Source organism: Micromonospora tarensis (assembly GCF_016803395.1).
Taxonomy (GTDB): Bacteria; Actinomycetota; Actinomycetes; order Mycobacteriales; family Micromonosporaceae; genus Micromonospora; species Micromonospora tarensis.
Genome location: NZ_JAEVHL010000105.1, coordinates 1 through 21,112, shown reverse-complemented (window position 1 = coordinate 21,112; position 21,112 = coordinate 1). Strand labels below are relative to the sequence as shown.

At 69.4% G+C, this 21,112-nt stretch carries 18 protein-coding genes and 1 pseudogene; 7 read left to right on the top strand and 12 right to left on the bottom strand.

The window, feature by feature from the left end; genetic code table 11:
• Positions 1–243 precede the first annotated feature (243 nt).
• Positions 244–510, top strand: a complete 267-nt coding sequence (locus JM949_RS19965; RefSeq protein ID WP_139584109.1) for a DUF4190 domain-containing protein — start codon at positions 244–246, stop codon at positions 508–510.
• A gap of 68 nt (positions 511–578) precedes the next feature.
• On the opposite strand, the gene sucD is transcribed toward JM949_RS19965, so the two are convergent.
• The 3 genes from sucD to JM949_RS19950 all read right to left on the bottom strand — a co-directional run bounded on the left by sucD (position 579) and on the right by JM949_RS19950 (position 3,540).
• Positions 579–1,466 (bottom strand): succinate--CoA ligase subunit alpha, encoded by an 888-nt coding sequence (gene sucD / locus JM949_RS19960; protein WP_203149919.1) that lies wholly within the window; start codon positions 1,464–1,466, stop codon positions 579–581.
• Positions 1,467–1,468: 2 nt separating this feature from the next.
• Positions 1,469–2,647, bottom strand: coding sequence for an ADP-forming succinate--CoA ligase subunit beta (gene sucC, locus JM949_RS19955; RefSeq protein ID WP_030491850.1), 1,179 nt, complete (start codon positions 2,645–2,647; stop codon positions 1,469–1,471).
• 488 nt (positions 2,648–3,135) lie between these two features.
• Positions 3,136–3,540, bottom strand: coding sequence for a cobalamin B12-binding domain-containing protein (locus tag JM949_RS19950; RefSeq protein WP_203149918.1), 405 nt, complete (start codon positions 3,538–3,540; stop codon positions 3,136–3,138).
• Between the two features lie 439 nt (positions 3,541–3,979).
• On the opposite strand from JM949_RS19950, the gene JM949_RS19945 reads away from it, so the two are divergent.
• Entirely contained in the window at positions 3,980–4,687 is a 708-nt protein-coding gene (locus JM949_RS19945; protein ID WP_203149917.1) for a M23 family metallopeptidase, read from the top strand.
• Positions 4,688–5,249: 562 nt separating this feature from the next.
• Complete coding sequence (locus tag JM949_RS39835) at positions 5,250–5,729, top strand: M23 family metallopeptidase (protein ID WP_407664788.1); 480 nt, start codon at positions 5,250–5,252, stop codon at positions 5,727–5,729.
• Positions 5,730–6,130: 401 nt separating this feature from the next.
• On the opposite strand, the gene JM949_RS37400 is transcribed toward JM949_RS39835, so the two are convergent.
• Complete coding sequence (locus tag JM949_RS37400) at positions 6,131–6,547, bottom strand: MarR family winged helix-turn-helix transcriptional regulator (RefSeq protein WP_203149916.1); 417 nt, start codon at positions 6,545–6,547, stop codon at positions 6,131–6,133.
• A gap of 109 nt (positions 6,548–6,656) precedes the next feature.
• Here JM949_RS37400 and JM949_RS19930 point away from each other — a divergent pair, with 109 nt between their 5' ends.
• The gene (locus JM949_RS19930; protein ID WP_203149915.1) at positions 6,657–7,550 is read left to right on the top strand and encodes an MBL fold metallo-hydrolase; all 894 of its coding nucleotides are present in this window, start codon (positions 6,657–6,659) and stop codon (positions 7,548–7,550) included.
• Positions 7,551–7,719: 169 nt separating this feature from the next.
• Positions 7,720–8,697: an aldo/keto reductase gene (locus JM949_RS19925; protein ID WP_203149914.1), complete on the top strand. Its 978-nt coding sequence runs from the start codon at positions 7,720–7,722 to the stop codon at positions 8,695–8,697.
• 119 nt (positions 8,698–8,816) lie between these two features.
• On the opposite strand, the gene pcrA is transcribed toward JM949_RS19925, so the two are convergent.
• Complete coding sequence (pcrA, locus tag JM949_RS19920; RefSeq protein ID WP_203149913.1) at positions 8,817–11,222, bottom strand: DNA helicase PcrA; 2,406 nt, start codon at positions 11,220–11,222, stop codon at positions 8,817–8,819.
• A gap of 300 nt (positions 11,223–11,522) precedes the next feature.
• Here pcrA and JM949_RS19915 point away from each other — a divergent pair, with 300 nt between their 5' ends.
• Complete coding sequence (locus JM949_RS19915; RefSeq protein WP_203149912.1) at positions 11,523–11,918, top strand: chorismate mutase; 396 nt, start codon at positions 11,523–11,525, stop codon at positions 11,916–11,918.
• Positions 11,919–11,994: 76 nt separating this feature from the next.
• Here the strand turns inward: JM949_RS19915 and JM949_RS19910 are convergent, their stop codons facing one another.
• From JM949_RS19910 to JM949_RS19880, 7 genes and pseudogenes are all read right to left on the bottom strand, one after another.
• On the bottom strand, positions 11,995–13,008 hold the full coding sequence (locus JM949_RS19910) for an ABC transporter ATP-binding protein (RefSeq protein WP_203149911.1): 1,014 nt from the start codon (positions 13,006–13,008) through the stop codon (positions 11,995–11,997).
• Positions 13,001–14,029, bottom strand: a complete 1,029-nt coding sequence (locus JM949_RS19905; protein ID WP_203149920.1) for an ABC transporter ATP-binding protein — start codon at positions 14,027–14,029, stop codon at positions 13,001–13,003. The genes JM949_RS19910 and JM949_RS19905 overlap by 8 nt, the downstream gene beginning before the upstream one ends.
• A 25-nt stretch (positions 14,030–14,054) precedes the next feature.
• Positions 14,055–15,023, bottom strand: coding sequence for an ABC transporter permease (locus tag JM949_RS19900; protein WP_203149910.1), 969 nt, complete (start codon positions 15,021–15,023; stop codon positions 14,055–14,057).
• Complete coding sequence (locus JM949_RS19895) at positions 15,016–15,942, bottom strand: ABC transporter permease (RefSeq protein ID WP_203149909.1); 927 nt, start codon at positions 15,940–15,942, stop codon at positions 15,016–15,018. Before JM949_RS19895 ends, JM949_RS19900 begins: the two co-directional genes overlap by 8 nt.
• Positions 15,943–16,088: 146 nt before the next feature.
• Positions 16,089–17,729 (bottom strand): peptide ABC transporter substrate-binding protein, encoded by a 1,641-nt coding sequence (locus JM949_RS19890; RefSeq protein ID WP_203149908.1) that lies wholly within the window; start codon positions 17,727–17,729, stop codon positions 16,089–16,091.
• A 575-nt stretch (positions 17,730–18,304) separates the two neighbouring features.
• Positions 18,305–18,991 carry a response regulator gene (locus JM949_RS19885; RefSeq protein WP_203149907.1) on the bottom strand — a complete coding sequence of 229 codons (687 nt, stop codon included), beginning with the start codon at positions 18,989–18,991 and terminating at the stop codon, positions 18,305–18,307.
• 2 nt (positions 18,992–18,993) lie between these two features.
• A pseudogene (locus JM949_RS19880) lies at positions 18,994–20,258 on the bottom strand (PspC domain-containing protein).
• Positions 20,259–20,413: 155 nt separating this feature from the next.
• Here JM949_RS19880 and JM949_RS19875 point away from each other — a divergent pair.
• Positions 20,414–21,112, top strand: a 699-nt coding sequence (locus tag JM949_RS19875; RefSeq protein ID WP_203149906.1) for a PspC domain-containing protein, incomplete at its 3' end; no start/stop codon positions are given.

The window sequence follows — 21,112 nt, the reverse complement described above, 5'->3', positions numbered from 1 at the left end:
ACTGCGCCGGGACGGCGGGGACGGTCCGGGGTGACGGGGGGCATCCGCTCTACTCTGGCACGTCGCGCGGGCGGTGGCAGTCCGTTAACCCCTCCTAAGGGCGCGAGTTCACCGAAGCGGCGTCCAGGTCACCCGGTGCGGTCTAGCCTCGGCCCAGAGGGGGTGCCAGTCGCCGCCACCCGGGCCGGGTCCGCTGGTCGCGGTCCGGGCCGGCACTCCGCCCACGACCGCCCGGAGGAAGCCGTGACGACCGCATACCCGCCGCCCCCGCCACCACCGGCCCGGGGACGGGACCGGACCACGCTCTGGGGCGTGCTGGGCATCGTGCTGGGCCTGATCTGCTGCGGCATCCTCGGCATCGTTTTCGGTTATCTGTCCATCCGCGACGCCCGGCGCTACGGGCAGTCGCCGGTGCTCGGCTACCTCGCCATCGTGTTCGGCGTGATCAACATCATCGGCGGCTCGATCCTTCGGCTCACCGGCAACTACCCGTTCTGGAACAACGACTGAACGGCCGCCGTACGCCGAAGGGGGTCGACCGCGACCGGTCGACCCCCTGCGGTGTTGCCTGAGCCGGCTCAGCTGCCGGACATGATCTTCCGCATCAGGTTCGCGGTCTCGGTGGGCGTCTTGCCGACCTTGACTCCGACCGCCTCCAGCGCCGCCTGCTTCGCCTCGGCGGTGCCGGCCGAGCCGGAGATGATCGCCCCGGCGTGACCCATGGTCTTGCCGGGCGGCGCGGTGAAGCCGGCGATGTAGCCGACCACCGGCTTGGTGACGTTTGCCTTGATGAACTCGGCGGCCCGCTCCTCGGCGTCACCACCGATCTCACCGATCATGACGATGGCGTCGGTCTCCGGGTCCGCCTCGAACGCCGCCAGGGCGTCGATGTGGGTGGTCCCGATGATCGGGTCGCCGCCGATGCCGACGCAGGTGGAGAAGCCGATGTCCCGCAGCTCGTACATCATCTGGTAGGTCAGCGTGCCGCTCTTGCTGACCAGGCCGATCCGGCCGGGGCCGGTGATGTCGGCCGGGATGATGCCGGCGTTGGACGCGCCCGGCGAGGCGATGCCCGGGCAGTTCGGCCCGATGATCCGGGTCCGCTCGCCCTGCGCCACGTTGTACGCCCAGAACGACGCGGTGTCGTGCACCGGGACGCCCTCGGTGATCACCACGGCCAGGTCGATCGCGGCGTCGATCGCCTCGACCACTGCGGCCTTGGTGAACTGCGGCGGCACGAAGATGACGGTGACGTCGGCCCCGGTCTCGGCCATCGCGTCCGCGACGGACGCGAAGACCGGCAGCTCGGTGCCGTCGAAGTCGACGGTCTGGCCCGCCTTGCGCGGGTTGACGCCGCCCACCACGTTGGTGCCGGCGGCGAGCATCCGCCGGGTGTGCTTGGAACCCTCGGAACCGGTCATCCCCTGGACGATGACCTTCGAGTCCTTGGTCAGCCAGATAGCCATGATCAGACCCCCGCAGCTGCCAGCTCGGCGGCCCGCTCGGCCGCACCGTCCATGGTGTCCACCCGCTGCACGAGCGGGTTGTTCGCGCTGTCCAGGATCGCCCGGCCAGCTTCGGCGTTGTTGCCGTCGAGACGGACGACGAGCGGCTTGGTGACCTGCTCGCCGCGCTGCTCCAGCAGGGCCAGCGCCTGGATGATGCCGTTGGCGACCTCGTCGCAGGCGGTGATGCCGCCGAAGACGTTGACGAAGACGCTCTTCACGGCCGGGTCGGAGAGCACGATCTCCAGCCCGTTCGCCATCACCGCGGCGCTCGCGCCACCGCCGATGTCGAGGAAGTTGGCCGGCTTGACGTTGCCGTGCCGCTCACCGGCGTACGCGACCACGTCGAGGGTCGACATGACCAGACCCGCGCCGTTGCCGATGATGCCGACCTCGCCGTCGAGCTTGACGTAGTTGAGGTCCTTGGCCTTGGCGGCCTGCTCCAGCGGGTCGACCGCGGCCTGGTCGACCAGTGCCTCGTGGTCGGGGTGCCGGAACGCGGCGTTCTCGTCCAGACTGATCTTGGCGTCGAGCAGCAGCATCCGACCGTCGCCGTTCTTGGCCAACGGGTTCACCTCGACGAGGGTGGCGTCCTCGGCGACGAACGCCTGCCAGAGGCCGACGGCGATCTCGACCACCTGGTCGGCGACCTCGGCCGGGAAGCCGGCGGCGGTCACGATCTCGCGAGCCTTCGCCTCGTCCACGCCCTTGACGGCGTCGATCGGGGCCTTCACCACCTTGTCGGGGGTGTCGGCGGCGACCTGCTCGATGTCCATGCCGCCGGCGACGCTGGCGATGCAGAGGAAGGTGCGGTTCGCCCGGTCGAGCAGGTACGAGAAGTAGTACTCCTCGGCCACGTCCGCGGTCACGGTGATCATGACCTTGTGGACGGTGTGACCCTTGATGTCCATGCCGAGGATGTCGGTGGCCCGCGCCACCGCCTCATCCGGGCCCTCGGCCAGCTTGACGCCGCCGGCCTTACCTCGGCCGCCGACCTTCACCTGCGCCTTGACGACCACGCGACCGCCGAGGCGTTCGGCGATCGCACGGGCCTCTTCCGGGGTAGTGGCGACGCCGCCGGCAAGCACGGGCAAGCCGTGCCGCTCGAACAGGTCCCGCCCCTGGTACTCGTACAGGTCCACGTTTGCGCGTCCCGTCCCGTCTCCGCGGCGCGCCGTCGCGCCGCCACCAGCGTTCAGAAAACAGTTTGACGCCTGTCATCAGTTGAAACAGGCCATTGGCGGCAGCCTAGCGAGGTCGGCACCACCGGCAACCGAGCGGGTGTGTGGTGTGCGGTAATGCACAACCGGACATCCGGCGTGGCCGTTTTCCGGCCGGCACGCGGGCGGCGTCCACCGTCCGGGCGATGTTGTGCAACATGCGTAACCCGGTCGTGGGGGCGTCGTTGAGTCAGGTGTCGGAGCGCTGAACAGCGCGATGACGGGAGACGGCCGATGCCCTGTCGGTCGAGGGGTGGCGGCGGGGCATCGTGCATAGAGGGGCCGGACGTGTGAGGGGTGCGTCCGGCCCCTCCCCCGTGCCCAAATCAGGAAACGCCGCCCGCAGGAAACGGCCGCTCCCAGGAACGGCCCGCTCCCAGGAAACAGCCGCCTCAAGGAAACGGCCGCCCTCAGGAAACGGGCTGCGCGACGTTCTCCCGGACCCACTCGACAATCGCCGCCGTGGTGGCGCCCGGCGTGAAGATCTTCGCGACCCCCAGCTTCTCCAGCTCGGGGATGTCGCCGTTCGGAATGATGCCGCCGCCGAACACCACGATGTCGCGGGCGTCCCGCTCACCGAGCAGTTCCAGCACCCGCCGGAAGAGCGTCATGTGCGCGCCGGAGAGAACGGAGAGGCCGACCGCGTCGGCGTCCTCCTGGATCGCGGTCTCCACGATCTGCTCGGGAGTCTGGTGCAGGCCGGTGTAGACGACCTCCATCCCGGCGTCCCGCAGGGCACGCGCGACGACCTTCGCTCCCCGGTCATGGCCGTCCAGGCCGGGTTTGGCGACGACGACCCGAATACGAGAGCTCATCAGCGCACACCTTTCACCGGCTCCACGGCCTTCACCTTAACGAACGGTAACCCGGCGGCCCGGACCCCGGAAATCCGGGCCCGGTCGCCGACCGTCGCCCGGCGTGCCCGCAGCGTAGCCCGGCGTGGGCTGCCCCCGACCGCCCAGAGGGCAGCCTCGGAGCCGCCCCGAGTCAAGCTGGACGAGTCCGCCGAATCGGTCACGGTCGGCGACGAACGGGCAGCAACAGGGGCACCGTTTGGCGTTACGATGCATGACAATCATGGACGCAAACGGACAGAACGACACGCCAATTTCCCGCTCTAGCTTGTGACTAGCCTGGCGGTTGGCTAACGTGTCCACGGTTGTCATCAGGTCCATGGACGGGTGACGACGCGGTCAGCGGACGTTCACCGAACGTCCACCGGTCGCTTCGGAACCCCGACAACGGAGGGTGTGCGTGCGCCAGCGCCTGTCGTCTGAGCCCGATCGATATCGCGGCCGTCGCCGCGTACCCACCCCACCTCGCAGCCGTTACGCCGCTGTCGTCACCACCGCGTTCGTCGGGGCCGGCATCGTGGCCCTCGGCGCGAGCGCCCTGCCGGACGCCAAGGACGTCAGTCCGACGGTCCTCGACGAGCTCAAGCAGGCGTCGGTCACCAGCCAGGACGCCGCGGCCCGTGCGGACAACGCCGACCGCGCCTCCCGGGACAGCCGCCCCAAGGACAACGCCGAGCCCGAGGTCTGGCTGCTGCCGCTGCAGGGCTACGACTTCAACTCGCCCTACGGCATGCGCTGGGGCAAGCTGCACACCGGCGTGGACCTGGTCGCCGCCGAGGGCACGCCCTATGTGGCCATCCACGACGGCCTGGTCACCAAGGCCGGCTGGTTCGGCGGGTACGGCAACGCCGTCATCGTTCAGCACGCCGACGGCAGCGAGGCCATCTACGGTCACTCCTCCGCGGTCAGCGTGAAGGAAGGCCAGCAGATCAAGGCGGGCGACCAGCTGGGCCTGGTGGGTCAGACCGGCCACGCCTACGGCACCCACCTGCACCTGGAGATCCATGTCAAGGGTCAGCCCATCGACCCGGTGCCGTACCTCCAGGAGCGCGGAGTGGACATCAAGCTGCAAGTCGAGGCAATTTACAGCGAGGTAGCCGCGTCCTGACGCTGCGTACCGACCGTTGACCGCCCGGATCGACAGATCCGGGCGGTTTTTCGTGGCCCCGACCCGACGGATGTATCCCGGGTCACAACCGTGAATGTGGCCGGGAACACCAGCCGTCATGATCACTTTTCCGGATTTAGCGCTTCAGAGCAGGTCATAAGCGGGCAACGGAACCTCGCACATCGTCCGACCCCCGGTCCCCCCGCCCTCCCCTGACTCGGCCCGACACCAGTATTTCGAGGTCAAGTGCCCCTCGACTGTGAAGGTCCGCCGTGCAGGAAGACAGCCCCGTCCAGAACGAGAACACCCCCGACACCGTCCCGACCGGGCAGCCACGGCACCCGAACCGGCGCAACCGCCTCGTGGTGCTCGGTGCCGCCGCTCTGGTGGCTCTCGGCCTCGGCGGTGTCGCCGTCGCCACCGCCGGCACCGACCACCCGGCACCCGCTGCGGTCTCACTCGACGCACAGTCCCGGGCCGAGGCCGCCGGCCGGGCGGACCGTTCCGCCGCGAGTCGGGTTCGCCGGTCGCCCCCTCGGTCAGCCCGACGCCGAGCCCCACCGTGGCCAGCGCCAGCCCGACCCCCACGAGGACGGCCGCCGCGAAGGCCAAGCCGAAGCCGAAGAGGACCACCAAGCCCACGCCCGCCTGGGTCGACCCGATGCCGGGCGCGGCCGTCACCTCCTGCTACGGGCAGCGCTGGGGCACCCTGCACGCCGGCATCGACCTGGCCCTGCCCGCCGGCACGCCGATCCGCGCCGCCGCCGCCGGCACCGTCACCCAGGCCGGTGACGCCTCCGACGGGTACGGCAACTCCGTCTTCATCGACCACGGCAACGGGTACCTGACCCACTACGCCCACCAGAGCCGCATCGCGGTCACGGTCGGCCAGCAGGTCAAGGCCGGCCAGGTCATCGGCTACGAGGGCGCGACCGGCGACGCCACCGGCCCGCACCTGCACTTCGAGGTGCACCAGGGCATGTGGAACCAGATCGACCCGGCCCCGTTCATGCGGGCCCACGGCGTCGACCTCGGCTGCTGAGCCACCTACCGCCTGCCTGGTCAACACCTCACGGGCAGCGATCGTCGACTCGGTCGACCTGGGCGTGGCCGGCAAGGCAGCGGTGCTGGCAAACCGTCGAAAAAATCTGCGGGTGCCGTCGCGGAGACGTCCGGGCAGACGTGGTCGCAGCGCAGGACCGTACAGACGCCCAGGCGGTCGTGGACCCGCTGCCCGGCACGATCGGCAGACCGGGGGTGGCGCAGCTCGCCGCCCGGTCTGCCGTCGTGCTGCTGCCGGGGAGTGCAGGTGCCAGGGCTTGGTGAGAACGGCCCAGAGAACCTCCGTCCGCCGACTGCGGCGCGCTCACGCAGCGGGTACACCTGCTCGATGGTGAGCGCGGCCGCTGTAGACGCCTCGGTGAAGGCCTCCGCCAGAGCGGGTCAGCGGATGAGGGCGCGGGTGAGGAGGTGCTGCAGGGCCTCCTGCTCTTCGGGGGCCAGCGGGGATAGGGGGGAGTCTTCGGAGAGCAACTCGAGGAGGCGTTCGCGGAGTTCGATGCCCCTGGGGGTCAGGACAAGCTGCTTGGCTCGGCGATCGTCGGGGTGTGGATGGCGCTCGAGGTAGCCCTGCTCGGCGAGGCGATCGGCAATGAAGGTGACGTTGGATGGCTCGCAGCTCATCCGTTCGGCGAGTTCGCGCAGGGTCATGGGGTAGGTCAGCTCGCGCAGCGCGTTGCCCTGCGAGGCGGTCAGACCGAGGGCGGCCGCCCGAACCCGAAGGTGGGCCTCAATGTGATTAGCCAGGTCCTTCACCAGCCCGCACAGCTGGCGGTCGTCGTCGCCTCGGTTTTCGGACACGTCACAAGTTTACTACAACTCATATAGTTGCAGTTAGAGTTGTTTCAGTTGTAACTTCTTGCTCGTGCCGCCGGCCGGCGGCATCTCTCCGAGCACGAGGTAGGACCATATGGTCACGACGACCAATTTCGACCGGGCAAGGCTGACCAGCGCACCACACGTTCGTTCGCTCAGCCTGGGTGATCTGAAGATCACCTACGTTCCGGACGGGCTGGCCCTGTGCAAGCCGCGCGGCTGGCTGCCGGCCGCCACCGACGCGGACTGGACGGCCAACCGCGATCATCTCGACGACGGCGGCTTCCTGCCTGCGGCCATCGGCGGGCTGCTTGTCGAGCGGGGTGACCGGGCGCTGCTCATCGACACCGGGTTCGGACCCGAGTCCCACCCCGACGACCCGGCTAATCCGATGTTGGGAAGCATTCATGGCGGTGAGCTGCTGAACGGCCTGCGCCGGTTGGGCCGCGAGCCACACCAGATCGAGGCCGTCGCCATCACCCACCTGCACCTCGACCACCTGGGCTGGGCCTGGACCACCGAGCGTGGGACTGATGCGCCGCCGTTCGCGCACGCCCCGCACTTCGTCGCGGCACCCGAGTGGGAGCGGCGCGACCTGGCCGCCGAGGCCGGGGCGACCGAGGAACGTCTGGCCGTCCTCGCACCCCGCGTCCGTACGGTCGAGGACGGCGAGGAGATCTTCCCCGGCGTGCGGGCCTCGTTCTCGGTCGGACACACCGTCGGCCACCTCACGTACACCATCACCGGCGGTGGCCGGCAGCTCATCGCGTTCGGCGACGCAATGCACGCCCCGGTCCAAGTCACCCACCCGGAATGGGGCTGCGGGATCGACCACGACCCCACCGAAGCCACGGCGCACCGCCGCCGCCTGGTCGAAGAGCTGAGCCGCCCCGACACCATCGGCTACGGCAACCACTTCGCCGACGTGGTCTTCGGACGCACCGAACGCCGTCCCGACGGCCGGTTCACCTGGATCCCCGTCGCCTGACCGTCCCGCCCAGGCAGCGTCCCCTGCACGGTCCACCACCGCGCACCGACGAGCCGCCATGCGCACGGCCGCGCACCGCGTCAGCAAGCGGACCACCAGCGGATGAGCCGCGGAGCCGCCCGCAGTGCCCAGTAAGTCGTACGAATCGCTGAAGAAACGGAGAACTGTCATGAAGCACATCAAGCTGGGGGACCTGGACGTCTCCCGCATCGGTCTGGGCTTGGTATCGATGTCCTACGCCTACACCGGAGCCGGCACGGACGACGCCGAGTCGATCCGCACCATCCACCGGGCCCTAGAACTGGGCGTCACGTTCCTGGACACCGCCGAGGTCTACGGCCCTTACATCAACGAGGAACTCCTCGGCAAAGCGCTCAAGGGCCGCCGGGACCAGGCGGTAGTGGCGACGAAGTTCGGCATGATTTCGCATGCGCGCGGCGGTGCCGGGCAACTCGACAGCAGCCCGGCGAACATCCGCACCGCTGTCGAAGGCTCACTCAAGCGGCTGGGCACCGACTACATCGACCTGTACTACCAGCACCGAGTCGACCCGAACACGCCCATCGAGGACAGCGTCGGGGCGCTGGCCGAACTGGTCACCGAGGGCAAGATCCGTCACATCGGCCTGTCCGAGGCCGGACCGGAGACCATCCGCCGAGCCCACGCTGTGCATCCCATCGCTGCCGTCCAGTCGGAGTACTCCCTGTGGACCCGGCACCCGGAGGCACAGGTGCTGCCCCTGCTGCGCGAGCTGAACATCGGCTTCGTGCCCTACTCGCCCCTGGGGCGCGGATTCCTCACCGGGCAGATCCGCTCGACCAGCGGCTTTGACGAGACCGACCTGCGTAAGAACAACCCGCGCTTCACCGGCGAGAACTTCCAGCGCAACCTGCGTCTCGCAGACGAGGTCCAAGCCGTCGCCGCCGAAGCGGGTACCACCCCGGCGCAGATCGCACTGGCCTGGCTGCTGACCCGGGGCGACGACATCGCCCCCATCCCCGGCACCAAGCGCGTGGCACGCGTCGAGGAGAACACCGCCGCGGACGCCGTGGAACTGACCGCCGAACAGATCGAGAAGCTCGACAACCTTCCTCCCGCTGTCGGCGACACCCACGACGAAGCCGGCCTGCGCATGCTGGAGCGTTGACCGCGTCCAGCGATCCGCTGGGTCCGCGCAACATCAGGGAAAGAGTGGCCTCAGGGGTGCCGGAGGCCACTCTTTCCTTGACGTAGTGGGATCTTGGGGGCGACTTCGGCCCGTCGGGGTCAGAGCTTGTCGACCGGAGCGTGCCGGAGCACCAGCCACATGACCTGGTCGCCGAAGTCGATCTGCGCGCGGGCGCCCGGGCCGTGCCCCTCGACGGCGAGCACCCGCCCCAACCCGTACCGCTGGTGGTTGACCCGGTCGCCCGCCGCCACCTTCGGCCCCTGCGGCAGCTCGCTGGCCGTGGTCAGCCGGCTGGCGTCCACGCCGAGCCGCTGGGCCAGCTGAGCCGCCTTCGGCGTACCCCCGGTGAAGGTGCCACGGCCGCCGGGCGCGCGGTCGGCCCGCCCGCCGACGCCACCGCCTCCGCCGGCCCACGAGGTGTACGACCCTTCGGTGCGCTCCCAGTGCACCAACTCGGTCGGCAACTCCTCCAGGAAGCGCGACGGCGGGTTGTAGGACGGCTGCCCCCAGGCCGAGCGGGTCACCGCCCGGGAGAGGTAGAGCCGCTGCCGGGCACGGGTGATGCCGACGTACGCCAGCCGGCGCTCCTCCTCCAGCTCACGGGTGTCGCCCAGGGAACGCAGGTGCGGGAAGACGCCGTCCTCCAGCCCGGTGAGGAAGACCACCGGGAACTCCAGGCCCTTGGCGGTGTGCAACGTCATCAGGGTGACCACACCCTGGTGGTCGGGGTCGTCGGAGGGGATCTGGTCGGCGTCGGCGACCAGCGCCACCTGCTCCAGGAAGCCGGCCACTGTGGCCCGCTCCCCCTCCTCGCCCAGCGCCTCGATCCGCTCGGTGTACTCCCGGGCGACGCTTACCAGCTCCTGGAGGTTGTCCACCCGGCCGGCGTCCTGCGGATCCAGGCTCTCCTCCAACTCGGTGAGGTAGCCCGAGCGGGTCAGCAGCGCCTCCAGCACCTCCTCCGGGGTGCCCGTCTCCGCCAACTCCCGAGCGCCGTCGAGCAGCGCCACGAAGTCGGCGATGCCGTTGGCCGCCCGGCTGGAGATGCCCGGTGCCTCCCGGGCCCGGCGCAGCGCCGCGCCGAACGAGATCCGGTCGCGGCTGGAGAGCGCCTCGACACATGCCTCCGCCCGGTCGCCGATGCCCCGACGCGGGGTGTTGAGCACCCGCCGCAGGCTCACCGTGTCGTCGTCGTTGACCACCGACCGCAGGTACGCCAGCGCGTCACGCACCTCCTTGCGCTCGTAGAAGCGCACCCCGCCGACCACCTTGTAGGGCAGGCCGACGCGGATGAACACCTCTTCGAAGACCCGGGACTGGGCGTTGGTGCGGTAGAAGACGGCGACGTCGCCGGGGCGGGTCTCGTCGGCGTCGACCAGCCGGTCGATCTCCCGGGCCACCCAGTCGGCCTCGGCGTGCTCGGTGTCGGCCACGTAGCCGATGATCTGCTCGCCGGCGCCGGCCTCGCTCCACAGCCGCTTGGGCTTGCGGGAGGTGTTGCGGTCGATCACCGCGTTGGCGGCGTTCAGGATGGTCTGGGTGGAGCGGTAGTTCTGCTCCAGCAGGATCGTCCGGGCGTCGGTGAAGTCCCGCTCGAACTCCAGGATGTTGCGGATCGTCGCGCCCCGGAACGCGTAGATCGACTGATCGGCGTCGCCGACCACGCACAGCTCGGCGGGCGCCAGCCCGTCGGTGCCGGAGACCAGCTCCTTGATCAGGACGTACTGGGCGTGGTTGGTGTCCTGGTACTCGTCCACCAGCACGTGCCGGAACCGCCGGCGGTAGCTCTCCGCGACGTGCGGGTGGGACTGGAGCAGGTGCACGGTGGTCATGATCAGGTCGTCGAAGTCCAGCGCGTGCGCCTCACGCAGCCGGCGCTGGTAGAGCGTGTACGCCTCGGCCAGCGCCCGCTCGTTGGGCCCGGTGGCCCGCGCCGCGAACTGCTCCGGGTCGACCAGCTCGTTCTTCAGATTGGAGACCTGGGCGGCCAGCCCGCGCGCCGGGTAACGCTTCGGGTCGAGATCCAGCTCGCGGGTCACCAGCTGCATCAGTCGGCGGGAGTCGTCCGCGTCGTAGATCGAGAACGTCGACTTGAGGCCGGCGTGCTCGTGCTCGGCACGCAGGATCCGGACACAGGCCGAGTGGAACGTCGACACCCACATCAGCCGAGCCCGGGGCCCGACCAACGCGGCGACGCGCTCCTTCATCTCGCCGGCCGCCTTGTTGGTGAAGGTGATCGCGATGATCTCACCGGGATGCACGTCCCGAGCGGCGAGCAGGTAGGCGATCCGGTGCGTGAGCACCCGGGTCTTGCCGGAACCGGCGCCGGCCACGATCAGCAGCGGCGAGCCGGCGTGGCTGACGGCGTCGCGCTGCGGCCCGTTCAGCCCGTCGAGCAGCTGCTGCGGATCGAGGCGCACGGCGGTCGCCCCGGGTCGGTGCGGGCGGGCCGGCGCGGAGTCCGGCGCAGGCGGGGACGCGGGGATGTCGAAGAGAGGATGCATCGCCCGACAAGTCTATGCCGCCGGCCGGACACTTCCCGACCGCGCACACCACCCACCGGGCACAGTCACCGGCAGAAAAGGCGCCCTTCTGCCGCTGAATGCTTGCGCACCCGGCGACGGCGTGGGCATACTCGACGGCGTGTTCGCTCAGCGCTACTACTTTTACTACGGCACCGGGAGTCCGGCAGCCGTAGGTCGCGCCTGATCGATTCAGACCTGCGAAAGCCCCGGGCTCCTGGAGTCCGGGGCTTTTTCGTCCCGGGTTTCGGGCACCGGGCACCACAGTGCGAGGGGTACCCGATGATGACAGACGTGATGGAGCAGAGCGGCGGCCCGAACCGACCGGAGGCCGCGCAGCCGGCGACGAACGGGAGTGAGCCGGCGTCACCCCTGTCGCCGACGGACGGGAGCGTCGAGCCGGCTCAAGCGCAGACCGGCACCGAGGAGCCGTCCGCCGCCGCGCGAATCGTGCAGATCCGGGAACGGATCGACGAGATCGACCACGCGTTGATCGCGCTCTGGCAGGAACGGGCCGCGTTGTCCCAGGAGGTCGGGGTGACCCGGATGGCGTCCGGCGGGACGCGCCTGGTGCTCTCCCGGGAACGGAAGATCCTGGAGCGGTTTCGCGCCGCGCTCGGCGCCGACGGCACCCAGTTGGCCCTGCTGCTGCTCAGAGCGGGCCGCGGGCCGCTCTGAGCCGGTCAGCGGAGAGCGGAGAGCGGAAACCGCCTGCCGCCGTCGTGCTCTGACGGCGGCAGGCGGCTTCGGTGACTCACGCCTCGTTGGTGGCGACGATCTCGCGTCGCTCCGCGAAGTGGCAGGCGCTCGGGTGGTCCGAGTCGCGCCGGATCTCCAGCAACGGGACCTGCTCGGCGCAGAGGTCCTGCGCCTTCCAGCAGCGGGTCCGGAACCGGCAGCCCGAGGGCGGGCTGATCGGCGACGGCACGTCACCCGTGAGCCGGATGATCGTCTTGTTGTTCCGCTGCGTCGGGTCCGGCACCGGCACCGCGGACAGCAAAGCCTGGGTGTACGGGTGGGTCGGACGCTCGTAGATCTCGTCCTCGGTGCCGATCTCGACGATCTTGCCGAGGTACATCACCGCGACCCGGTTCGAGAGGTGACGGACCACCGACAGGTCGTGCGCGATGAAGACGTACGACAGCCCGAACTCGGCCTGCAACTGCTCCAGCAGGTTCATCACCTGGGCCTGGATGGAGACGTCCAGCGCCGACACCGGCTCGTCACAGACGATGATCTCGGGCTTCAGCGCGAGCGCCCGGGCGATGCCGATGCGCTGACGCTGACCGCCGGAGAACTGGTGCGGGTACCTGTTGATGTGCTCCGGGTTGAGCCCGACCAGGTCCAACAACTCGCGGACCTTGGCCCGACGGCTGCCCTTCGGCGCCACCTCCGGGTGGATCTCGAACGGCTCACCGAGCAGGTCACCGACGGTCATCCGCGGGTTCAGCGAGGTGTACGGGTCCTGCATGACCAGCTGGATCTGCCGGCGCAGGCGACGCAACGCCCCGCCGGACAGCGTGGAGATGTCCTGGCCCTTGTAGACCACGCTGCCGGCGGTCGGCTTCTCCAGGTTCATCAGCACCCGGGCGAGCGTCGACTTGCCGCAGCCGGACTCGCCGACGACGCCGAGCGTCTCACCGGCGCGCAGACCGAACGAGACGCCGTCGACCGCCTTGACCTGACCGACGGTCTTCTTGAACACCACACCCTGCGTCACGGGGTAGTGCTTGACCAGGTCATGGACCTCGAGGATGTTCTCAGACACGGTTCACCAGCTCCTCGGCGAAGTGGCAGGCGCTGGCCCGGGCGGTGCCCACCTGCAGCAGCGGCGGGACCTTCTCCCGGCACACCGGCTGCGCCATGGGGCAACGCGGGTTGAACGGGCAGCCCGGCGGGATGTTCATCAGGTTCGGCGGGAGGCCCTTGATCGTCCGGAGCTGCTGCCCCTTCTCGTCCAGGCGCGGGATCGAGTCGATCAGACCGATCGTGTACGGGTGCGCCGGCTTGGCGTACAGGTCGTACACGTCGGCTTCCTCGACGATCCGGCCCGCGTACATGACCGCGATCCGGTCCGCGACGTCGGCGACCACACCGAGGTCGTGCGTGATCAGGATCATGCCCATCTGCCGCTCCCGCTGGAGCTCCGCGAGCAGGTCCATGATCTGGGCCTGCACCGTCACGTCGAGGGCGGTGGTCGGCTCGTCGGCGATCAGCACCTCCGGGTCGAGCGCCAGGGACATCGCGATCATCGCGCGCTGCCGCATGCCGCCGGAGAACTGGTGCGGGTAGTTGTTGAACCGGCCCTTGGCGTTCGGGATCTTGACCTGGTCGAGCATCTCGATCGCGCGCTTCTTGGCCTCCGCGCGGCCCATGCCCCGCCGGACCCGGAACTGCTCGGCGATCTGGAACCCGACGGTGAAGACGGGGTTCAGCGCGGAGAGCGCGTCCTGGAAGATCATGGCGATTCCCTCGCCGCGGATGCGGCGGCGCTCCTCGGCGGACATGCCGAGCATGTCCTTGCCGTGGAAGCGGACCTGTCCACCGGTGACGAAGCCGGGCGGCGTGTCGAGGATGCCCATGATGGTCTGCGCCGTGACGCTCTTACCGGAGCCGGACTCGCCGAGCACGGCGAGGGTCTCCCCCGCGTCGACGTGGTACGTGACCCCGTTGATGACCTTGGCGACGCCGTCCCGGGTACGGAACTCCACCCGCAGGTCGTCGACCTCGAGCAGCCGGCCGGAGGGACGTCCGGACCCGCCGGGTCCCGGCGCGGACTGCTCGGACACGAGAATGTCGGACACTGGATCTCCCCTAGCGGAGTTTCGGATCGAGGGCCTCGCGGACCGCCTCACCGAGCATCACGAAGCTCAGCACTGCGGTGACGAGGAACGCGGCGGGGAAGAAGACCAGCCCAGGCGCGACCCGGATGAAGTCCTTACCGTCGCTGATCATGATGCCCCAGGAGACCACCGGCGACTTCAGACCGACGCCGAGGAACGACAGGGTGGCCTCGGCGCCGATGAACGAGCCGACCATGATCGTGCCGTAGACCAGCAGCGGGGCCAGACAGTTCGGCAGCAGGTGCTTGAGGATGATCCGGCCGGTGCCGGCGCCCAGCGCGCGGGCCGCCACGATGTAGTCGGCCTCCTTGGTGGCGAGCACCGAGGAACGCATCAGTCGCATGACGACCGGCCAGCTCAGCACGGTCAGCGAGACGACCACCAGGCCCATGATCTCGGCCTTGCTGTTGCCGGATCCCGAGCCGTTGAAGGTGGTCAGGATGACGATCGCACCAAGCACGAAGGGAAGGCCGAAGAAGACGTCGGCGATCCGGCTGAGCAGCGCGTCCACCCAGCCACCGCGGTAGCCGGCGATGATGCCCATCGTGCCACCGAGCAGCAGGGTGCCGATCACCGAGAGCACGGCGACCACGATGGAGGCGCGGGCTCCGTAGATGACCCGGGCGTAGACGTCCTGGCCCTGTAGGTCGTACCCGAACCAGCCGTCCGCGCCCGGCTTGTTGAGGCTGCGCTCCAGCGCGCCGGCGCTCGGGTCGCCCTGAGCGAACAACTGCGGGAAGGCCGCCATCAGCAGGAAGATCACGATCAGCGTGGTCGAGATCCAGAACAGCGGCTTGCGGCGCAGGTCCCGCCACGCGTCACCGAGCAGGCCACGGGGCTTCTCGTTGGTCTGCGGCTGGCCCGCGGCGGCAGGGGCGGCGGACTCGGTCGGGCTCGCGCCAGGGGTGCTGACGACAGATGCGGTACTTGGGTCACTCATAACGGATCCTCGGGTCCAGGGCGGCGTAGAGCAGGTCAACCACCAGGTTCATCACGAGATAGACCAGCACCAGGACGACCACGATGCCCACCACCGTGGCGCTCTCCTTGGTCACGATCGCGCGGTACACCGCGCGGCCGATTCCGTTGATGCCGAAGATCCCCTCGGTGACGATCGCGCCGCCCATCAGGGCACCGAGGTCGGTGCCGAGCAGGGTGACCACCGGGATGAGCGAGTTACGCAGCAGGTGCACACCCACCACCCGGCGCATCGGCAGACCCTTGGCGATCGCGGTGCGCACGTAGTCGGCACGGCGGTTCTCCGCGATGCTCGTCCGGGCCACCCGGGCGATGTACGCCACCGAGGCGCTGCCGAGCACGAAGCCCGGCACGATCAGCTCGGACCACCGCATCTCCGAGGAGACGGTCGGCTTGATGATCTGCCACTGCACGCCCAGCAGCCACTGGAGCACGAAGCCGACGACGAAGACCGGCAGCGCGATCAGGAAGAGCGTCGAGATCAGAACCAGGTTGTCCAGGAAACCGTTACGACGCAGACCGGTCAACACGCCGGCGCCGAGGCCGATCACGGCCTCGATGACGAGCGCCACCAGGGCCAGCTTCAGCGTGTTCGGGTACGCCGTCGCGATGATGTCGCCGATATCCCGTTGCGAGAAGGTCTGACCGAAGTCACCCTGGAGCAGGTTCTTCATGTAGTTGCCGTACTGCACGAAGACGTTCTGGTCGAGGTGGTACTTCTCGGTCATGAAGGCGATGTACTGGTCCGGGCAGCGCCGCTCGCCGCACTTGCCGGCGAACGGATCGCCAGGGACGGCCCAGACGAGCCAGTAGATCAGGAACGTCGTACCGATGAAGACCGGCACGAGTTGGAGCAGCCGTCTCAACAGATAACGGCCCATGGGGTGGTCCTCCAGACAGGGGGCGCGTCGGACGGCCGACACGGTGGTGACAACGTGCGAATGGAGTGTTGTAACACCCAATCGCGGAACGGCCCCGGGTCGGGCTCACCGGATGTGGCGAGCGACCCGGGGTCAGACCGTTCGGATCAGAGCTCGACCGAGGTGATGTCGACCTCGCCGACGTTGTTCAGCTCGAGCTTCTTGATCTTCTCCGAGTGGCCGGACTGCTGGCCGTAGAAGTAGATCGGGATGCTCGGGACGTCCTGGTCGACCTTCTCGACGGCCTTGCTGAACGCCTCGTGCGAGGCCTCCAGGCTCGGCGCGGAGCTGGCCTGCTTGGCCAGGGCGTCAACCTCCGGGTTGCTGTACAGACCGTCGTTCGAGGAACCGCCGGTGACGTAGAGCGGGTTGACCCAGTTCTCGACGTCCGGGTAGTCCTGCTGCCAGGCAGCGCGGTACGGGCCCTTCATCGTGTGGGCGTTGACGGCCTGGCGGAAGACCGCGAAGGTCGGCACACCCTCGGCCCGAGCGTTGATGCCGAGGTTGGTCTTGACCTGCTGCGCAACGGCGTCCATCCAGCCCTTGTGGCTCGAGTCGGCGTTGTAGTAGAAGACCATCTCACCGGTGAAGCCGCCGGCCTCGGCCAGCAGCGTCTTGGCCGTGGCGACGTCGAACTTGCAGGCGGTGCAGTTGCCCGGCTTGGCGCCCGGGGTCAGCGGGTTCGCCCAGCTGTCGGCCGGCTTACGGGTACCGAAGAAGATCTTGTCCGAGATATCCTGCCGGTTGATCGCCAGCGAGATGGCACGACGCAGCTTCGGGTTCTGGAAGCGCTTGTCGTAGATCGGGAACGAGATCAGCGCGGTCGACGGGGTGACGGTCGACAGGCCCCGGTCACCGAGGTCGGCCTTCCACTTGTCACCGGCGAGCGCCGAGGTGGGGACAACCTCCATGAAGTCGAGGTTGTTCGCCAGCAGGTCGGCGTAGGCGGCCGTCTCGTCCTGGTAGAGCTTGACGTCGACGTCCTTGATCTTCATCTTGTCGCGCAGGTTGTAGTCATCGAAGCGGGTCAGCTTGATGACGACGTTGTCCTCCCACGACACGAACTTCACCGGGCCGTTGCCGATCGGCTTCTTGCCGAACTCCTCGGGCTTCTGGGTGAAGAACACGTCCGGCAGCGGCATGAAGGCGCTGTAGCCGAGCTTGGTCGGGAAGACCGCGGTCGGTGCGGCGAGGGTGACCTCGAAGGTCTGCTCGTCGACGACCTTCAGACCCGACAGCTTGTCGGCCTTCGGCGCCGGGGCCTTCTGCGGGCCGTCCGGGCCGTCCGGGTCCGAGGTGTAGGTCTGGTCGAAGCCCTGGATGTCGGCGAAGAAGCTGCCGTTCTGCGCGCCGTTCGGCGAGTAGGCGGCCCAGTTCCAGGCGTCGACGAAGTTCTTCGACTTCACCTCGGTGCCGTCGTGGAACTTGGTGCCCTTCTTGATCTTGATCGTGAAGACCTTGGAGTCCTTGGTGTCGATGGACTCGGCCAGCGCGTTGCGCGGGGCCCCACCGTCGTTCGGGTACTCGACCAGGCCGGTCCACAGCCAGTCGACGACCTTGCCGCCGCCGGTCTCGGTGGTGTTCGACGGGACCAGCGGGTTCTCCGGCTGGACGCCGTGGACAGTGATCGCGCCGTCCTTGCTGGCGGCGGCGTCGCCGTCACCATCACCGCTCGAGCAACCGGTCGCGACAAGCGCGGCAGCCGCGCTGAGCGCGATCGCGCTCGTCGCCCGCTTCGAGACTCTCATTCCGAGGGGCCTCCTCTTTCTAACCAGGTTCCGTCGTGGGTTTCACGCACGTTTGGGGGTGACACCGCCCGACCACCCCGGGGCGCGGGTCGCCGGGACCACAGGGAAGTTGGGACACCCCTGATGTTCCGATCCGCCGGGCTCCCCACCAACGAGGCGTGACACGACGCAATCGACACAGCCACGGACCGCCGTGCTCGGCAAAGTCGTGGTCGTGGGCGTACGGAGTGCCACACACCGATGGTGAGGTGCTGCCACTGTGACACCCACTGGCCGCTTCCGTGAAGGTGCCGTTATCAAGCCGTTAGTTGCCCGCCACGTTGCCGATACTTGAAAAATGATCATAAAACGGTCGTCGTAGACGGCGCTGACCAGGAATTACGTTGCGCCCCTCGAACAACCGGCCTCGGCCCGCGCTCACCTCGGGCTCATCCCGGCCCGGTGGGACGTCCATCACCCTTTGCGTTTCCACCCGTCCGGATGAGGGTGACTACGGCTACACGGGCACGATCACCCGGCTGGGTGGACGAGGGCGCGAAGGGCGTTCCTCTGATCCTCGACCGAGCTGGCCGCCGTCACACCAGCCGGCGGTCCGCGGCCCAGCGGGAGAGTTCGTACCGGTTGGACATCTGGAGCTTGCGCAGCACGTTCGACACGTGCGTCTCCACGGTCTTGATGGAGATGAACAGCTCCTTGGCGATCTCCTTGTACGCGTACCCCCGGGCCAGCAGCCGCAGCACCTCCCGCTCACGGTTGGTGAGCTGGTCCAGCTCCGGGTCCGCCACCGGGGCGTCCGGCCGCGCCGCGAAGGCGTCCAGCACGAACCCGGCCAGCCGAGGGCTGAACACCGCGTCCCCGTCCGCCACCCGGCGGATCGCCGCCGCCAGCTCGTCCGGGGAGATGGTCTTGGTGACGTACCCCCGGGCGCCGGCCCGGATCAGCCCGATCACGTCCTCCGCCGCGTCCGAGACGCTCAACGCCAGGAACTTGACCTGCGGGTGCGTACGCCGCATCGCCTCCAGCACCGCGCGCCCGCCACCGTCGGGCATGTGCACGTCGAGCAGCACCACGTCCGGTCCGACGGCGGCGATCCGGGTCACCGCCTCGGCCACCGTGCTCGCCTCGCCCACCACCTCGACGTGGGCACCCAACTCCGCGCGGACCCCGGCCCGGAACATGGCGTGGTCGTCCACCAGGAACACCCGCAGCCGCTCAGGGCGGGCGTCCGCCGGGTCGAGGTGGTCGGTCGACTGCTCGGCCATGGTCATCTGTTCCTCTCAGCTGCGGACGAGTCCCGGGAGATCGGCAGGATCAGCCGGACTTCGGTCCCCTCCCCCGGGCCGGACCGGATCTCGGCCCGTCCGCCGTGCCGCTTCATCCGCCCGATGATCGAGCCGCTCACGCCGTGCCGGTGGTCCTCCACGGTATCTGGATCGAAGCCCTTCCCCCGATCCCGGACGAAGACACTTACCTGATCCGGCTCCACCTCGGCGTAGAGCGACACGGTCTGCACGCCGGCGTGCCGGGCCGCGTTCACCAACGCCTCCCGCGCGGCCGCGACCAGCGCCCCGACCTTCTCGTCGGTCTCTCGGTCGCCGACCACCACCGTCTCCACGCTGATCGCGAAGGTGTCCTCGACCTCGGCCGCGGCCTGCTCCAACGCGGCGGCGAAGCGCTCGCTCGGCGAGGCGGTCGGCTTGTAGAGCCAGTTACGCAGGGAACGTTCCTGCCCGCGGGCCAGCCGCTGCACCGTCTTGACGTCGCCGGCGTTGCGCTGGATCAACGCCAACGTGTGCAGCACCTGGTCGTGCACCATCGCGGCCAACTCGGCCCGCTCCTGCTCGCGGATGCGCCCCTCGCGCTCCGACCGGAGCTGGCTGTACGTCCGCCAGAGCACCGGCGCGGCGACCACGCCGACGCCCGCCAGGCCGACCAGCGCGAAGATCACGCCGTTGATCACCGCGTCGAAGTTCTGCGCCGGCGAATAGACCGCCGCGACACCGATGATGCCGACCGCGACCAGCACTCCCCCGCCGATGAACCGGAGCACGAAGGCGCGTCGGTCACTCTCCTCGACGACCGCGCCGAGCCAGGGCACCGGCATCGCGTCACCCCACTGCCGGCGTCGCTCCGGCGCGGACTGGTGCCAGATCACCCCGGCGCCGACCGCGATGATGGCCACCAGCCAACCCGCGGTGCCGGCCGCGCGACCGAGTCGAAGACCATCACCTGGATCAGCAGGACACCGAGCCCGATCCCCACGAACGGCAGGAGCTGGCCGACGTCGCGCCGGGGCGGCACCGCGGTGTCACCGGGTCGCAGCGGCACCACCGCCCAGAAGGCCGCGTAGAGCAGCAGGCCGAGCCCACTCAGCCCGAGCAGGACCATGAACGCGACGCGCACCCGCAGCACCGAGATGCCGAGATGGTCGGCGATACCGGCGGCGACGCCGGCGGCCATCCGGTGCTCGGGAGCCCGGTAGAGGCGCGAGGGCGGGGTCAAGGTGCTGATCGGAGGCTCCCTGGTCACGGTGGCGGGCAGGTCGAGGTCGGTGACTCGATCGTCACACGCTGCGGCGTCCACGACCACGGGGACGCCCCCGACATTCCGGCCGCCGGATCTCAGGGTGGGGTCAGGGTCGGGTCCTGAGGTCGTTCGGGTGCGACGGGCAGCAGGATCGGAGCATGACCGAGGAAGCTGCCCCGCCGCCCCGACCGGGGCCGGCACAGTCGGGCGGTTCAGCACCGCCCCCGCCGATCACGACGCCCGCCGACTGGACCGAGCCACGCACGTTCGGTCCGCAGGCCGACACCGCACCCGGTGATCCGACCGGCGGCTACGGCCCGCCCGGAGCGGGCCCGGGCCAGGGGTTCGCGGCGGGTGCCGGCTACGGGCCCGGCGGCACGCCGCCCGGGCCGGGTGGTCCCGGTCCGTCCATGCCGCCACCGCCGCTGGGCGGCACCGGCTTCACCTCGCGGTACGGGCTGGTCCGACCGCGCGAGGGGCGGTATCTGGCCGGTGTCTGCGCGGCGATCGGGCGGGCCACCAACACCGACCCGGTGCTCTGGCGGGTGCTGCTCGCGGTGCTCGGGTTCTTCGGTGGGATCGGCATCCTGGTGTACGTCGCCGCCTGGCTGATCATCCCGAACGAGGGCGACACCGCCTCCCCAATCGAGTCCATGCTCGGGCGTGGCCGGTCCAGCATGTCGCCGGTGACCGTGATCGTCCTGGGCATCCTGGTCGCGGCCAGCTTCGCGTACATCGTCACCGACGCCTTCCGGGCGGTGCTGCTCGGCGCGGCCATCCTGGTCGCCGGCGCGCTGCTGCTCAACCGGGACGGCCGCAACCCCCGGCCCGGCACCCCGGGCGGCCCGCCGCCGCCC

Excerpts from the sequence above, each read along its gene's own strand:
- JM949_RS19890 (WP_203149908.1), bottom strand. The coding sequence starts at position 17,729 with ATGAGAGTCTCGAAGCGGGCGACGAGCGCGATCGCGCTCAGCGCGGCT.
- JM949_RS19885 (WP_203149907.1), bottom strand. The coding sequence starts at position 18,991 with ATGGCCGAGCAGTCGACCGACCACCTCGACCCGGCGGACGCCCGCCCT.
- JM949_RS19900 (WP_203149910.1), bottom strand. The coding sequence starts at position 15,023 with ATGAGTGACCCAAGTACCGCATCTGTCGTCAGCACCCCTGGCGCGAGC.
- JM949_RS19925 (WP_203149914.1), top strand. The coding sequence starts at position 7,720 with ATGAAGCACATCAAGCTGGGGGACCTGGACGTCTCCCGCATCGGTCTG.
- JM949_RS19950 (WP_203149918.1), bottom strand. The coding sequence starts at position 3,540 with ATGAGCTCTCGTATTCGGGTCGTCGTCGCCAAACCCGGCCTGGACGGC.
- JM949_RS19915 (WP_203149912.1), top strand. The coding sequence starts at position 11,523 with ATGATGACAGACGTGATGGAGCAGAGCGGCGGCCCGAACCGACCGGAG.
- JM949_RS19930 (WP_203149915.1), top strand. The coding sequence starts at position 6,657 with ATGGTCACGACGACCAATTTCGACCGGGCAAGGCTGACCAGCGCACCA.
- pcrA (WP_203149913.1), bottom strand. The coding sequence starts at position 11,222 with ATGCATCCTCTCTTCGACATCCCCGCGTCCCCGCCTGCGCCGGACTCC.
- sucD (WP_203149919.1), bottom strand. The coding sequence starts at position 1,466 with ATGGCTATCTGGCTGACCAAGGACTCGAAGGTCATCGTCCAGGGGATG.
- JM949_RS19895 (WP_203149909.1), bottom strand. The coding sequence starts at position 15,942 with ATGGGCCGTTATCTGTTGAGACGGCTGCTCCAACTCGTGCCGGTCTTC.